The following is a 12,989-nucleotide window of genomic DNA, read 5'->3' on the forward strand; positions in this document are numbered from 1 at the left end:
CCGCCTACGGGCGGGCGCCTGCCAGGATCACCGCGGCCCCGACGATGCACAGCCCGGCCCCCAGCAGGTCCAGCCTGCCGGGGGTCTGACCCTCGACCAGCCACAGCCATGCCAGCGACGTGGCGATATAGATGCCGCCATAGGCCGCATAGGCGCGCCCCGCGAAATCGACCTGAACTCGCGTCAGCGCCCAAGCGAACAGCGCCAGCGCGACCGCGCCTGGCACCAGCCACAGCGCCGACTGGTCCAACCGAAGCCAGGCCCAGAAGGCGAAACGGCCCGCGATCTCGGCCATGGCGGCCGTGACATACAGGCCGATCGTGGGGATCACACGTCCAGTTCCTCGACGAAGCGGGCGTTTTCCTGAATGTATTCGAACCGCAGCTCGGGCTTCTTGCCCATCAGGCGTTCGACCAGATCGCCGGTCTCGCCGCCTTCGTCGTCGTCGATGCTGACGCGGATCAGCTTGCGGGTGGCAGGGTTCATGGTCGTGTCCTTGAGATCCTTGGCGTCCATCTCTCCCAGACCCTTGAAGCGCTGGACGTCGATCTTGCCACGGCCGCCCAGGCCCTTGGCCATCATCCGATCCTTTTCGGCGTCGTCGGCCACGTACAGGCGGTGGGCCCCCTGCGTCAGACGGTACAGCGGCGGGCAGGCCAGATACAGGTGCCCCTTGTCGATCATCGGCCGCATCTGCGTGAAGAAGAACGTCATCAGCAGCGACGCGATATGCGCGCCGTCGACATCGGCGTCGGTCATGATGATGACCTTGTCGTAGCGCAGGTCGTCGACGTTGAAACGCGTGCCCATGTTGACGCCAAGCGCCTGGCACAGGTCGTTGATCTCTTGGTTGGCACCCATCTTGGACGATGCCGCGCCCAGCACGTTCAGGATCTTGCCGCGCAGGGGCAGCAGGGCCTGCTTGGTGCGGTCGCGGGCCATCTTGGCGGATCCGCCGGCGCTGTCGCCCTCGACGATGAACAGTTCCGTCCCGTCGCGGTTGGTGGCGCTGCAATCGACCAGCTTGCCGGGCAGGCGCAGCTTTTTCGTGGCGGTCTTGCGCGCGGTCTCCTTTTCCTGGCGGCGACGCAGGCGCTCCTCGGCGCGCAGCACCAGGAAATCCAGGATCGCGCCGGCAGATTTGGTGTCGGACGCCAACCAGGTGTCGAAATGGTCGCGCACCGCGCCCTCGACCAGGCGCGCAGCCTCGGTCGTGGCCAGGCGGTCCTTGGTCTGGCCCACGAATTCCGGTTCACGGATGAAGCAGCTGACCAGCGCGCAACCGCCGATGATCAGATCCTCACGCGTGATCTGGGCGGCCTTCTTGTTGCTGACGCGTTCTCCATAGCTGCGGATGCCCTTCAGGATCGCGGCCCAAAATCCCATCTCGTGGGTGCCGCCCTCGGGGGTGGGGACGGTGTTGCAATAGGACTGGATGAAGCCGTCGCGCGCGGGCGTCCAGTTGATCGCCCAGTCCACCTTGCCCGGCACGCCGAACTTGGCGTTGAAGTCGATGCTGCCGGAAAACGGGCGGTCGGCATAGGTGCTGGTCCCGGTCAGGGTCTCGGTCAGGTAATCGGCCAGGCCGCCGGGGAAATGGAACGTGGCCTCGCGCGGGGTCTCTCCGTCGTCGATCTCTGTCTTCCAGCGGATCTCGACGCCGCTGAACAGGTAGGCCTTGGATTTCACCATCTTCATCAGCCGCGCGGGCTTGAAGCGGTGATGGCCGAAGATCTCCTCGTCGGCATGGAAGGTCACGGTGGTGCCGCGCCGGTTCGGAGCCGCCCCGATCTTGGCGACCGGCCCCTGCGGGATGCCGCGGGAAAAGCGCTGCTCGAACAGCTCCTTGTTGCGCGCGACCTGCACGACCATCAGGTCGGACAGCGCGTTCACGACCGACGCACCCACGCCGTGCAGACCACCCGAGGTCTGATAGGTATCGCCCGAGAACTTGCCCCCCGCATGCAGCGTGCACAGGATCACCTCCAGCGCGGACTTCCCGGGGAACTTGGGGTGCGGATCGATGGGAATGCCGCGGCCGTTGTCGCGCACGATGACGCTGAAATCGGCCAGCAGCTCGACCTCGATGCGCGTGGCGTGGCCTGCCACGGCCTCGTCCATCGAGTTGTCCAGGATTTCTGCGACCAGGTGATGCAGCGCGCGTTCGTCGGTGCCGCCGATATACATGCCGGGACGCTTGCGCACCGGCTCCAGCCCCTCCAGCACCTCGATCGAGGATGCGGAATAGGCGTCGCTGGCGGCGTTGCCGGAGAGAAGGTCGTCGGCCATGGGGTCGCTCACTGATTTGGATCGCGGCGCTTATCTCATGGCGCGGGGGCGGGCGGCAAGGGGTTGTGTCCCCTGCGCGGCCCGCCCCAAAGGATTGCGCCTATTCCGGCTCCGCCATGCGGGCGGTCCACATTGCCTGGAACGCCGGGCGGTCCTGGCAGGCCGACAGCCAGGCGCGGATCGCGGGAAACGCCTCCATCAGCGCGCCGTGCCCCTGGGCATAGCGGACGATCTCGGCCAGGTTCAGGTCGGCCACGGTGAACCGCCCGCCCACCAGATAGGCGTGCGTTGCCAGATGGTCCTCCAGCACCTTCAGCGGCCGGACCAGCCGTTCGGCCGCGTCCGCCACGATCCCCACGTCATCGGCCGATTGCAGCGTGCCGCGGTTGTGCAGCATCAGGATGGTCAGTGCGTCGGGCTCGATCGCGGTGGCGCCATAGATCGACCACTGGGTCATCAGCGCGTCTTCGGCGTAATCCTGCGGGCCTGCAGGGCCGCCATGCTTGCGCGCCAGATGCAGCGTGATCGCCAGCGATTCGGACAGGACCAGCCCTTCGTCCTCGATCACCGGGATGGCGCCTGCGGGGGACAGCGCCAGGAAATCGGGGCTGCGGGTGTTGGGCGGTGCATCGGGCGCGTCGGCATTGCCGATGCGATAGGCCTGGATGACGGGCACCTGCCGGAAGGGCAGGTCCAGTTCGTGACAAAGCCACACGACACGCGATGCACGCGAGCGGGTGACGCCGTGGATGGTCAGCATGATGGCCCCCGGTTTGGTTTGGCGGCCACCTTGGGACGCGGGCGCGGGCGCTGCAAGCCCCAGTCAGCGGAGGCCCGCGCGGACGCTGGCGCGGTCGACGGCGTCGATGATCGCCTGCGGATCGCCATGCTGGGGCATGTGGCCCTGATCGGGCAGGATCGTCAGCGCGGCGTTGGGCAGCGCCTCTGCCAGGGGCAGGGCGTGGATCTCGGCGGGCACGATGCTGTCTTGACCGCCATGGATCACCTCGACCGGCATCGTCAGGCGCGGATACTGCGGCGCCATCACGCGAAGATATGCGCGCAACCCGTTGATCTGCGATGCATTCGCGCGATAGTTGCCGCGCCGCGCGGCCAGCCCCACGCCGATATAGTCGGCATATCCCGGGGGTACGGGCTGGGGCGCGAAGATGCCCGCCATGATCCGGGTGCCCAGGGACACCGGCGCCAGGGCGGTCAGCAGCGGTGGCCCGACACGGTCGCCCAGGGGCGTCTCCAGGAATGCGTACCATCCGGTCAGCGTGCCGGGCCAGGGCATCGTCGCCCCGGACACGATCACCAGCGCCGCCGTGTCGCCCGGTGCGCGCAGGCCCCAGGCCATCGCAACCGCGCCACCATAGCTGTGGCCCAGCACCACGGGTCGGCGCACGCCCAACTGGTCGGCGGCGGCGCGCAGAAGTTCGGCCTGGGCGATGGGGTTGTCGGTCTGCGCGCCGATCGCGTCCGTCCAGCCCAGCCCCGGCCTGTCGAAGGCCAGTACGCGGTACCGGGTCGCCAGGCGGTCGGCCAGGGCGAAGGTAAAATCGCGGCTGTTCCCGCTGGCCCCGTGCAGCAGGATCAGGTCGGGACCGCTGCCGCGGATGTCGACATGCACGGTGCGGCCCTGCACCTGGATCAGTTGCCCGGTGGGGGGGAATTCGGCCTCGAACGCGGTTTCGCGCGCGGTGGCGCGGGCATCGACGATCCGCCCGCAACCGGTCAGCGCCAAGGCCAGCCCCGCCATCGTGAATGCCCGTCGTTTCATGCCGTCCCCTGTTCCTCTGTATTCAGACACGTCCGAACCCGCCCCGGGGTTGCGGCGCCCGCGTGGTTTTCCGCCGGGCTGGCAAAGCGGTGATTTGCAAGCCGCGCCGCACGCGGGTAACTGGAACCGCCGTCCTTGCCAAGGTGTCCTGCCGATGTCGCCGCGCGTGTCCTGCCTGTCCGCCCTGCTGATCGTCGCGCCGCTTGGCGCGTCGGCCCATCCGCATGTGTTCATCGACGCGGGCCTGTCCTTGCGTCACGACGCGGCGGGGGCGCTGACCCATGTGGGGGTCGAATGGGCCTATGACGAATTCTATTCCCTGCTGATCATCGAGGATCTGGGCCTGGACCCCGATGGCGACGGCGTCCTGACCACCGACGAACAGGCGGCCCTGCAGGGCTTCGACGCGGATTGGGAGGCGGGCTTTGACGGGCGGCTGTTTCTGGACGCGGACGGCCGCAGGCTGGCGCTGGACGGCCCGCAGGAATTCGCCGCGCGCTATGAGGACGGGCGGGTGATCTCGGCCCATGTGCGTCCGCTGGCCGAGCCGCTGGACGGGGACCGGCCGCTGACGATCCAGGTCTATGACCCCGAATACTATGTCCAGTTCAGCATTCCCGAACCCCCGGCCATCGCGCGGGACGATTGCGCTGTCGATCTGCGCATGGGCGATCCCTATGCCGCCGCCGACGCCTATGCCCGCTCGGTGGGCGAGGCTCTGGGCGACGGCCAAAGCGCCGAGGAGGCGGACCTGATCACCGTGGACATCGGCGCCACCGGCGCGGATTCGGTACAGGTCCGCTGCGGCCCGGGATCATGAGGCGCGCCGTCGCCCTGACGGGGCTGGTCGTCGCCCTGACGCTGGTGGCGCTGTGGCTGGGCGGCGGTCTGGCCGGGATCGAGCGGTGGGCCACCGACCAGCAGCGGGCCGTCCAGAACGCGATGGCCGGGGCCTTGCGGGCGCTGCGGTCGGGCCAGCCGGGGGCGGTCGCGTCGCTGCTGGGGTTGTGCTTTGCCTATGGCGTCGCCCATGCGGTCGGGCCGGGGCATGGCAAGGTGATCATCGGCAGCTATGGGTTCGGCGCCCAGGTTCCGCTGGTCCGGCTGGCCGGACTGTCGGTCGCGTCGTCGCTGGCGCAGGCAGGCACGGCCATAGCCCTGGTCTGGGGCGGCATCACCATCCTGGACCTGGGACGCCAGACCCTGACCGACCTGTCGGAGGTCGCGATGGTGCAGGCCAGCACGGTCCTGGTCGCGTCGGTCGGCCTGTGGCTGGCATGGCGCGGCCTGTCGATGCTGCGCGCGCTGGCGCGGGCGGATCGCCACCACCATCACCACCACGGCGACGCCTGCGGCTGTGGCCATGCGCATGGCCCCACACCGCAGCAGGTGGCACAGACGCGGTCGCTGCGCGACGGGGTGCTGGTCGTGGCGGGCATCGCGCTGCGACCCTGCACCGGAGCGCTGTTTCTGCTGATCCTGACCTGGCGGATGGGCATCTTCGAGATGGGCATCCTGGGGACGCTGGCGATGGGCCTGGGCACCGCGGTGGTGACGGTCGCGGTCGCCTGCCTGGCAGTCTGGGCGCGGCGCGGCAGCTTTGCCCTGTTGTCCGAACACGGCCCCTGGGCGGGTGCCGCGCGCTGGCTGCCCGGAACGCTGCAACTGGGCGCAGGGGTGCTGATCGCGGCGATCTCGGTCGCGGTGCTGCTGCCGTGGCTTTGACGCGGATGCTGCGCGGTTAGGCTGACCGGTCTGCCTGCGGCGGCACCAACCGGGCGATCAGCGCGTCCATTGTCGGGCCCATCGCCGCGCGGCTGGCGAACAGCGTCGCCTGCGACCGCAGGATCGGCGCCTCGTCCAGGATGCGCAGGTTGTTCGCGCGCAGCGTTTCGCCCGACGAGGTGATGTCGGCGATCGCTTCGGCGGTCAGGTTGGCGACCGTGCCCTCGGTCGCGCCCTGGCTGTCGACCAGCTGATAGTCGGCGACCTCGTGGGCGGACAGCCAGGCGCGGACCAGGCGGTGATATTTCGTGGCGATGCGCAAACGGAATCCATGTTCGGCCCGGAAGTCGCGCGCGATGGCCGCGAAATCGTCCAGGTCCGTGCAGTCGCGCCAGCAATCCGGCACGGCCAGGATCAGGTCGGCATGTCCAAAGCCCATCGGCGCGACCTCGACCAGGTCGCTTGACCATCCGGCCAGCTTTTCGCGCACCAGGTCGGTGCCGGTCACACCCAGTTCGATCCGGCCGGCGGCCAGTTCGCGCGGGATCTCTCCGGCCGACAGCAGGACCAGCGACACGCCCTCGACCCCCTCGACCCGGCCCGCATATTCGCGGTCGGACCCGGCCCGCGACAGACGCACGCCGCGGTCGGCGAACCAGTCGAAGGTCTGTTCCATCAGCCGCCCCTTGGACGGCACGCCAAGACGGATCATGCCTGCGCCTCCAGTTCGGCAACAAGGCCGGGGCGGATGATGCCACCCACGGCGGGGATCTCGCGGCCGCGGCCCAGCACGCGGGTCAGCGCGTCATAGCGCCCGCCCGACGCCACCGGCGGCCATCCGGCGCGGTCGGCCTGGAACGTGAAGGTGAAGCCGTCGTAATATTCCATCGTGGTGCGCCCGTGGCTGGCGTCGAAGATCACCGTCTGCAAGTCGATGCCGCGCGCGGCGATGGCGTCCAGGCGGTCGCGGATGCGGGCCACCGCCGGCGCGATGGCGGGCATGTCGCGGGCCAGGTCGGCCAGCGTCGATAGGGCCTGCGGCGCCGGGGCGCGCAGGGCGAAAAGACGTTCCAGCCGGTCGGTCCAGACCGGGGCCAAGGGCGGCACCGCCACGTCCGACTGCAGGCGGGCGATGCGGCGGATCATCTCGTCCTCGGTCCGCATCCCGGCCCAGGACACGGTTACGTCGGGAAACTCCCGCGCGATCGACGGGGCCGAGAACCGCGCCAGCAGGCGCGCAAAGCGGCCCGGCCGCCAGATATGGTGCAGCAGCGCCACCGAACGCGCCTCGGTCAGGGGCAGGCCGCGCACCGCATCCAGCAGCAGGCCCATGTCGCCCATGCGCGCCTGCAGGCCCAAGGGCGCCAGCGCATCGTGGAACAGCGCAAAGACCTCTGCATCGGCCTGGGGATCGCGGGTGAACAGCTCGAACCCGCATTGCAGGTATTCGTGGTCGCGCGGCGTGGCGGGGCGGGTGTCGCCCGTGTCCTGCTTGCGGAACACCTCTCCCAGATAGCAGTAGCGGGCCGGATCGGCGCCGTTCTGCATGTGCGCCTGCACCACCGGCACGGTGAAGTCGGGGCGCAGCATCATCTCTCCACGGATCGGGTCCTGGGTGACATAGGCGCGGGCGCGGATGTCCTCTCCGTACAGGTCCAGAAGGTCGCCCGCGGGCAGCAGGATGTCGGGCGCGATCTCGGTCGCACCGGCGTCGCGGAACCGCGACAGCAGCCGCTGTCCGACCGCCTGCTTGGCCTGCTTCGGGATCATCCGATGATCCTGCGGACTTCGGCAACCAAGTCGGCGCGCGCGACCTCGGTCTGGGCGGGCTGGGATTTCCATTCCTCGACAGAGGCTTCTGCGGCAATCTTCGCGCCCAGGATCAGGTCCTTGACCTGCACCACGCCGCGTTCCGCCTCATCCCCGCCCTGGATGATCGCGACGGGTGCGCCGCGCTTGTCCGCGTATTTCAGCTGGTTGCCAAAGTTCTTGGGGTTGCCCAGATAGACCTCGGCACGGATGCCGGCGGCGCGCAGGTCGGCGGCCATGGACTGGTAATCCGACATGCGGTCGCGGTCCATCACGGTCACGACCACGGGACCGGCGACCTCGGCCCCGGCCAGACCCTTGGCGCGCAAAGCGGCCAGCAGACGGTCGACGCCGATGCTGACGCCGGTTGCCGGGACCTTCTGCCCGGTGAAACGCTCCACCAGCCCGTCATAGCGGCCACCGCCCGCGACCGATCCGAACTGCCGCTTGCGGCCCTTTTCGTCAAGAATCTCGAAGGTCAGCTCGGCCTCGAAGACCGGGCCGGTGTAATAGCCCAAGCCCCGGACCACGGCCGGATCGATCACGGCGCGATCTTCGGCCACGCCCATCGCGGCCAGCATCGCGGCGATCTGGCGCAGCTCGTCCACGCCCTCGGCGCCGATGGCCGATCCGCCGACGGCGGCCGACAGGTTGTCCAGCGTCGCGGCGTTGTCCGCACCCTTGGCCTCCAGGAAGGCCAGCACCGGCCCCGCCTGCGCCTCGGACAGGCCCACGCCATCGATGCGCGCGCCGCTATCGTCCAGGCGGCCCGTGGTCAGCAGGGCCAGCACGCCCTCGCGGCCGACCTTGTCGAACTTGTCGATCTGGCGCAGCACATCCTCGGCCTGATCCTCGCGAACCTGGGCCGCCTCCAGGACGCCGTTCAGAACCTTGCGGTTGTTGATCCGCACCAGATAATCGCCGCGGTCGATGCCCACCCCCTCCAGCGCATCGGCCAGCATGCCGCAGATCTCGGCATCCGCCGCCACCGAGGCTGACCCGACCGTGTCCGCGTCGCATTGATAGAATTGGCGGAACCGACCCGGCCCCGGTTTCTCGTTGCGCCAGACCGGGCCCATTGCAAAGCGGCGGTACGGGCTGGGCAGGTCGTTGCGGTACTGCGCCGCGACGCGCGCCAAGGGCGCCGTCAGGTCATAGCGCAGTGCCAGCCAGTCGCCCGCCGTGCCGCCGCCGGGCACCGCCTCCTCCTGCCAGGCAAAGACGCCGGCATTGGGCCGGTCCACGTCGGGCAGGAACTTGCCCAGGGCCTCGACCGTCTCGACGGCGCTCGTCTCCAGCGGATCGAAGCCATGGCGGTGATAGACCTGCGCGATGCGGTCCAGCATGTCGCGCCGTTCGGTCACGTCCTGCCCGAAATAGTCGCGGAACCCCTTGGGCGTCTCGGCCTTGGGACGGGGCTGCTTCTTGTCTTTTGCCATGGTATCAGTCGCCTTTTCGGGCCCATATTCAGGCGCCGCTGTAACGGAAGGTGACGACATGGACAAGCAGCAGGACCGCCTGCATCAGCTGGAGGAGGCCTTGGCCCATCTGACGCGGCTGACGGATGAGCTGTCCGAGGTCATCGCCCGACAGGACCGCGACCTTGCCCGCGTCACCCGCCGCCTGGATCAGCTGCTGCTGGCCGAGGCCGAGCGTCAGGCCGATGCGGCGGGCAGTGTCGCGCTGGCCGACCAGCGCCCGCCGCATTACTGAGACCGCCCGCTTCTTCTTTGACCAAATACCCTCCGGGGGTCCGGGGGGCGAAGCGCCCCCGGCGGTCGCCCCCCGGCAGGGTCCCGACAAAGCGGCTTTCCCCGCCGTGCCCGATGCGCTAATGCCGGGCTGAAAAGAACTTCGGACAACGAAAAGGATCGCTCATGGCCAATGTTGTGGTTGTCGGAGCCCAGTGGGGCGACGAGGGCAAGGGCAAGATCGTCGACTGGCTTTCGGAACGCGCCGATGTCATCGCGCGCTTTCAGGGCGGTCACAATGCCGGCCACACGCTGGTCATCGGCGACAAGGTCTTCAAGCTGTCGCTGCTGCCCTCGGGGATCGTGCGCGAGAACAAGCTGGCCGTGATCGGCAACGGTGTCGTGCTGGACCCCTGGGCGCTTTTCTCGGAGATCGACAAGCTGGCGGGGCAGGGCGTCGCCATCTCGACCGAGAACCTGATGATCGCAGAGAACACGCCGCTGATCCTGCCGCTGCACCAGGACCTGGACAAGCTGCGCGAGGAGGCCGCCGGCAAGGCCAAGATCGGCACGACCGGCCGCGGCATCGGCCCCGCCTATGAGGACAAGGTCGGCCGCCGCACGATCCGCGTCGCCGACCTGGCCGACGAGGAGACGCTGGACAGCCGTCTGGACCGCCTGCTGGCCCACCACGACGCGCTGCGCGCGGGTCTTGGCGCCACGCCGATCGACCGCGCCGAGCTGAAGGCCAAGCTGATGGAGGTGGCGCCCAAGCTGCTGCCCTATGCCCAGCCCGTCTGGAAGATCATGGGCGACGCCCGCAAGGCCGGAAAACGGATTCTGTTCGAGGGTGCGCAGGGATCGCTGCTGGACATCGATTTTGGCACCTATCCCTATGTGACCTCGTCCACGACGACGTCGGGGGCGGCGGCCAGTGGCACCGGCATGGGGCCGGGCGCGATCGGCTTTGTCCTTGGCATCGTCAAGGCATACACCACCCGCGTGGGCGAAGGTCCGTTCCCGTCGGAACTCGACGACGCCGACGGCCAGCGCCTTGGCGAGCGGGGCCACGAGTTCGGCACCGTCACGGGCCGCAAGCGCCGCTGCGGCTGGTTCGATGCGGTGCTGGTGCGTCAGACATGCGCGATCAGCGGCGTGAACGGGATCGCGCTGACCAAGCTGGACGTGCTGGACGGGTTCGACACGCTGAAGATCTGCACCGGCTACGAGATCGACGGCGTGACGTATGACTATCTGCCGACGGCGGCCGCGCTGCAGGCCAAGGTGCGCCCGATCTACGAGGAGATGGAAGGCTGGCACGAATCGACCGCCGGGGCGCGCAGCTGGGCAGACCTGCCGGCCGCCGCGATCAAGTACGTGCGCCGCGTCGAGGAGTTGATCCAGTGCCCCGTGGCGATGCTGTCGACCAGCCCGGAGCGTGACGACACGATCCTGGTGACCGATCCCTTCGCCGACTGATTGCGTCCCGCGACGTGCCGGGGGACATCCTGTCCCCCGGACCCCCTTGGGGCGCGTTCGGGGATACCGAGGAAAGAGCCAGACGACATGGAACTGAAGACCCGCAAGCGGCTGTCCATCCTGATCCTGGTGATCGGCATGCCCGCCTATGTCGTCGCGGCGGTGTCGCTGATGAACTGGCTTGACGGGCGGTTCGGCCGCCAGCCGATCTGGATCGAGCTGCTGATCTATGTCGCGCTTGGCGTGCTGTGGGCGCTGCCGTTCAAGCGCGTCTTCAGCGGCGTCGGCAAGGGCTGAGGGCGGGAATGGTGGACCAGCCCCGACCGGTCCGCCACCTGCGCGGGGTCACCGTGATCGGCGGCGGCATGGTGACGCCCGCCGATCTGTCGGTGGCGCTGTCGGTCGCGCCCCTGCTGGTCGCCGCGGATGGGGGTGCGGACCGGGCGCTGGCCCTGGGGCACGCGCCGGACTGGGTGATCGGGGACCTGGACAGCATCTCGGACCCGGCGCGGCGGTCGGTTCCGGCCGCCCGCGTGCTGGAGGTAGCCGAGCAGGACAGCACGGATTTCGCCAAATGCCTGGGACGAATCGACGCGCCGCTGGTCATGGCGGTGGGTTTTGCAGGGCTGCGACTGGACCATACCCTGGCCGCGCTGACGGTGATGGTCCAGCCCAACGTTCCGCGCGTTGTGATGCTGGCCAGCGATGACGTGATCGTGCTGTGCCCGCCGCGCCTGACCCTGCCGCTGATGCCCGGGACACGGGTGTCGCTGTACCCGATGGGACCGGCGCGCGGCAGCAGCCAAGGCCTGGAATGGCCCATCGACGGGATCGATTTCGCTCCGGGCCAGCGGGTCGGCACCTCGAACCGGGCGACGGGGCTGGTCAGCCTGCGGGTGCAGGGGCCGATGCTGCTGATGCTGCCCCGAGACTGTCTTGGAACGGTGCTGACGGCGATGCAGCGCTGAGGGGGCGGTTGTCGTTGCGGCCTGCATGGCTTATCTGAGGGGCGAACCCCCGGAGGCCTGCCATGTCGCTGAACCCGATCCGTCCCTGGCGCAACATCGAGCGCCGCAAGTCGCGCCAGATCATGGTGGGCAAGGTCCCCGTCGGCGGCGATGCCCCGATCAGCGTGCAGACCATGACCAACACCAACGGCCACGACGTCAAGGCGACCCTGGCCCAGGTCATCGCCGCCGCAGATGCCGGCGCCGACATCGTGCGCATCAGCGCCCCGGACCAGGAGACCACGCGCGCGCTGCGCGAGATCTGCCGCGAGAGCCCTGTGCCGATCGTCGCCGACATCCATTTCCACTACAAGCGCGCCATCGAGGCTGCCGAGGCGGGCGCCGCCTGTCTGCGCATCAACCCCGGCAACATCGGGGACGAAAGCCGCGTGCGCGAGGTCATCAAGGCGGCCAAGGATCACGGCTGTTCGATCCGCATCGGCGTGAATGCAGGCAGCCTGGAGAAGCACCTGCTGGAGAAATATGGCGAGCCCTGTCCCGACGCGATGGTCGAGAGCGGGCTGGACCATATCAAGATCCTGCAGGACAACGATTTCCATGAATTCAAGATCAGCGTGAAGGCCAGCGACGTGTTCCTGTCGGCCGCGGCCTATCAGCAGCTGTCCGAGGCGACGGACGCGCCGATCCATCTGGGCATCACCGAGGCCGGCGGTTTCGTCGGCGGCACCGTCAAGTCGGCGGTGGGCCTGGGCAACCTTTTGTGGATGGGGATCGGCGACACGATCCGCGTCAGCCTGTCGGCCGATCCGGTCGAGGAGGTCAAGGTCGGCTTTGAGATCCTGAAATCGCTTGGCCTGCGGACGCGCGGGGTGCAGATCATCAGCTGTCCCAGCTGCGCACGGCAGGGCTTTGACGTGATCCGCACGGTCGAGGCGCTGGAAAAGCGGCTGGAGCACATCAAGACCCCGATGAGCCTGTCGATCATCGGTTGCGTGGTGAACGGACCGGGCGAGGCGCTGATGACCGATCTGGGATTCACCGGCGGCGGGGCCGGGTCGGGCATGGTCTACATGGCCGGCAAGCAGAGCCACAAGCTGTCGAACGACCAGATGGTCGATCACATCGTCCGGCTGGTCGAGGAACGGGCCGAGGTCCTGGACGCCGAGGCGCGCGCTGCGGAAGCCGCCGCCGAGTAGGGTTGCGTCCCGCGAGGGCCGGGGGCGCTGGCGCCCCCCGGACCCCCCG

General features: G+C 68.8%; 14 protein-coding genes. 7 read left to right on the forward strand and 7 right to left on the reverse strand.

Going from position 1 to position 12,989, the window contains the following annotated elements; genetic code table 11:
• Positions 1-4: 4 nt before the first annotated feature.
• The 4 genes from LZ686_RS09540 to LZ686_RS09555 all read right to left on the reverse strand — a co-directional run bounded on the left by LZ686_RS09540 (position 5) and on the right by LZ686_RS09555 (position 4,072).
• Positions 5-331: a YnfA family protein gene (locus LZ686_RS09540; RefSeq protein ID WP_502921993.1), complete on the reverse strand. Its 327-nt coding sequence runs from the start codon at positions 329-331 to the stop codon at positions 5-7.
• Positions 328-2,289, reverse strand: a complete 1,962-nt coding sequence (parE, locus tag LZ686_RS09545) for a DNA topoisomerase IV subunit B (protein ID WP_127898368.1) — start codon at positions 2,287-2,289, stop codon at positions 328-330. Before parE ends, LZ686_RS09540 begins: the two co-directional genes overlap by 4 nt.
• Before the next feature lie 100 nt (positions 2,290-2,389).
• Positions 2,390-3,049 (reverse strand): glutathione S-transferase family protein, encoded by a 660-nt coding sequence (locus LZ686_RS09550; protein WP_349547611.1) that lies wholly within the window; start codon positions 3,047-3,049, stop codon positions 2,390-2,392.
• Between the two features lie 63 nt (positions 3,050-3,112).
• Complete coding sequence (locus tag LZ686_RS09555; protein ID WP_349547612.1) at positions 3,113-4,072, reverse strand: alpha/beta fold hydrolase; 960 nt, start codon at positions 4,070-4,072, stop codon at positions 3,113-3,115.
• Positions 4,073-4,226: 154 nt separating this feature from the next.
• Between LZ686_RS09555 and LZ686_RS09560 the strand changes: the two genes are divergently transcribed.
• A complete protein-coding gene (locus LZ686_RS09560) occupies positions 4,227-4,892 on the forward strand; it encodes a DUF1007 family protein (RefSeq protein ID WP_349547613.1) in 666 nt (221 codons plus the stop codon).
• The gene (locus tag LZ686_RS09565) at positions 4,889-5,797 is read left to right on the forward strand and encodes a nickel/cobalt transporter (protein WP_349547614.1); all 909 of its coding nucleotides are present in this window, start codon (positions 4,889-4,891) and stop codon (positions 5,795-5,797) included. The genes LZ686_RS09560 and LZ686_RS09565 overlap by 4 nt, the downstream gene beginning before the upstream one ends.
• 16 nt (positions 5,798-5,813) lie before the next feature.
• On the opposite strand, the gene hisG is transcribed toward LZ686_RS09565, so the two are convergent.
• Genes hisG through hisS form a run of 3 tightly spaced genes read right to left on the reverse strand, consistent with a single transcriptional unit; the run spans position 5,814 to position 9,045 of the window.
• Positions 5,814-6,509 carry an ATP phosphoribosyltransferase gene (gene hisG, locus LZ686_RS09570; RefSeq protein WP_139597567.1) on the reverse strand — a complete coding sequence of 232 codons (696 nt, stop codon included), beginning with the start codon at positions 6,507-6,509 and terminating at the stop codon, positions 5,814-5,816.
• Entirely contained in the window at positions 6,506-7,567 is a 1,062-nt protein-coding gene (locus LZ686_RS09575; RefSeq protein ID WP_502921994.1) for an ATP phosphoribosyltransferase regulatory subunit, read from the reverse strand. The genes hisG and LZ686_RS09575 overlap by 4 nt, the downstream gene beginning before the upstream one ends.
• Positions 7,564-9,045 carry a histidine--tRNA ligase gene (gene hisS, locus LZ686_RS09580; RefSeq protein ID WP_349547615.1) on the reverse strand — a complete coding sequence of 494 codons (1,482 nt, stop codon included), beginning with the start codon at positions 9,043-9,045 and terminating at the stop codon, positions 7,564-7,566. The genes LZ686_RS09575 and hisS overlap by 4 nt, the downstream gene beginning before the upstream one ends.
• Before the next feature lie 58 nt (positions 9,046-9,103).
• Between hisS and LZ686_RS09585 the strand changes: the two genes are divergently transcribed.
• The 5 genes from LZ686_RS09585 to ispG all read left to right on the forward strand — a co-directional run bounded on the left by LZ686_RS09585 (position 9,104) and on the right by ispG (position 12,940).
• Positions 9,104-9,319 carry a SlyX family protein gene (locus LZ686_RS09585; protein WP_045980808.1) on the forward strand — a complete coding sequence of 72 codons (216 nt, stop codon included), beginning with the start codon at positions 9,104-9,106 and terminating at the stop codon, positions 9,317-9,319.
• A gap of 164 nt (positions 9,320-9,483) precedes the next feature.
• The gene (locus LZ686_RS09590) at positions 9,484-10,776 is read left to right on the forward strand and encodes an adenylosuccinate synthase (protein WP_127898375.1); all 1,293 of its coding nucleotides are present in this window, start codon (positions 9,484-9,486) and stop codon (positions 10,774-10,776) included.
• 87 nt (positions 10,777-10,863) lie between these two features.
• Complete coding sequence (locus tag LZ686_RS09595) at positions 10,864-11,073, forward strand: DUF2842 domain-containing protein (protein ID WP_045980810.1); 210 nt, start codon at positions 10,864-10,866, stop codon at positions 11,071-11,073.
• A gap of 11 nt (positions 11,074-11,084) precedes the next feature.
• Positions 11,085-11,744: a thiamine diphosphokinase gene (locus LZ686_RS09600; protein WP_349547616.1), complete on the forward strand. Its 660-nt coding sequence runs from the start codon at positions 11,085-11,087 to the stop codon at positions 11,742-11,744.
• 62 nt (positions 11,745-11,806) lie between these two features.
• Positions 11,807-12,940 carry a flavodoxin-dependent (E)-4-hydroxy-3-methylbut-2-enyl-diphosphate synthase gene (ispG, locus tag LZ686_RS09605; RefSeq protein ID WP_045980812.1) on the forward strand — a complete coding sequence of 378 codons (1,134 nt, stop codon included), beginning with the start codon at positions 11,807-11,809 and terminating at the stop codon, positions 12,938-12,940.
• The last annotated feature ends 49 nt before the right edge of the window (positions 12,941-12,989 follow it).

It is taken from the genome of Paracoccus sp. NFXS7 (assembly GCF_040148865.1).
In the GTDB taxonomy this organism is placed as follows: Bacteria; Pseudomonadota; Alphaproteobacteria; order Rhodobacterales; family Rhodobacteraceae; genus Paracoccus; species Paracoccus marcusii.

What these genes read in the sequence shown, in the direction of transcription:
- parE (WP_127898368.1), bottom strand. Translation starts at nt 2,289, where the DNA reads ATGGCCGACGACCTTCTCTCCGGCAACGCCGCCAGCGACGCCTATTCC.
- LZ686_RS09550 (WP_349547611.1), bottom strand. Translation starts at nt 3,049, where the DNA reads ATGCTGACCATCCACGGCGTCACCCGCTCGCGTGCATCGCGTGTCGTG.
- LZ686_RS09555 (WP_349547612.1), bottom strand. Translation starts at nt 4,072, where the DNA reads ATGAAACGACGGGCATTCACGATGGCGGGGCTGGCCTTGGCGCTGACC.
- LZ686_RS09560 (WP_349547613.1), top strand. Translation starts at nt 4,227, where the DNA reads ATGTCGCCGCGCGTGTCCTGCCTGTCCGCCCTGCTGATCGTCGCGCCG.
- LZ686_RS09565 (WP_349547614.1), top strand. Translation starts at nt 4,889, where the DNA reads ATGAGGCGCGCCGTCGCCCTGACGGGGCTGGTCGTCGCCCTGACGCTG.
- hisG (WP_139597567.1), bottom strand. Translation starts at nt 6,509, where the DNA reads ATGATCCGTCTTGGCGTGCCGTCCAAGGGGCGGCTGATGGAACAGACC.
- LZ686_RS09575 (WP_502921994.1), bottom strand. Translation starts at nt 7,567, where the DNA reads ATGATCCCGAAGCAGGCCAAGCAGGCGGTCGGACAGCGGCTGCTGTCG.
- hisS (WP_349547615.1), bottom strand. Translation starts at nt 9,045, where the DNA reads ATGGCAAAAGACAAGAAGCAGCCCCGTCCCAAGGCCGAGACGCCCAAG.
- LZ686_RS09585 (WP_045980808.1), top strand. Translation starts at nt 9,104, where the DNA reads ATGGACAAGCAGCAGGACCGCCTGCATCAGCTGGAGGAGGCCTTGGCC.
- LZ686_RS09590 (WP_127898375.1), top strand. Translation starts at nt 9,484, where the DNA reads ATGGCCAATGTTGTGGTTGTCGGAGCCCAGTGGGGCGACGAGGGCAAG.
- LZ686_RS09595 (WP_045980810.1), top strand. Translation starts at nt 10,864, where the DNA reads ATGGAACTGAAGACCCGCAAGCGGCTGTCCATCCTGATCCTGGTGATC.
- ispG (WP_045980812.1), top strand. Translation starts at nt 11,807, where the DNA reads ATGTCGCTGAACCCGATCCGTCCCTGGCGCAACATCGAGCGCCGCAAG.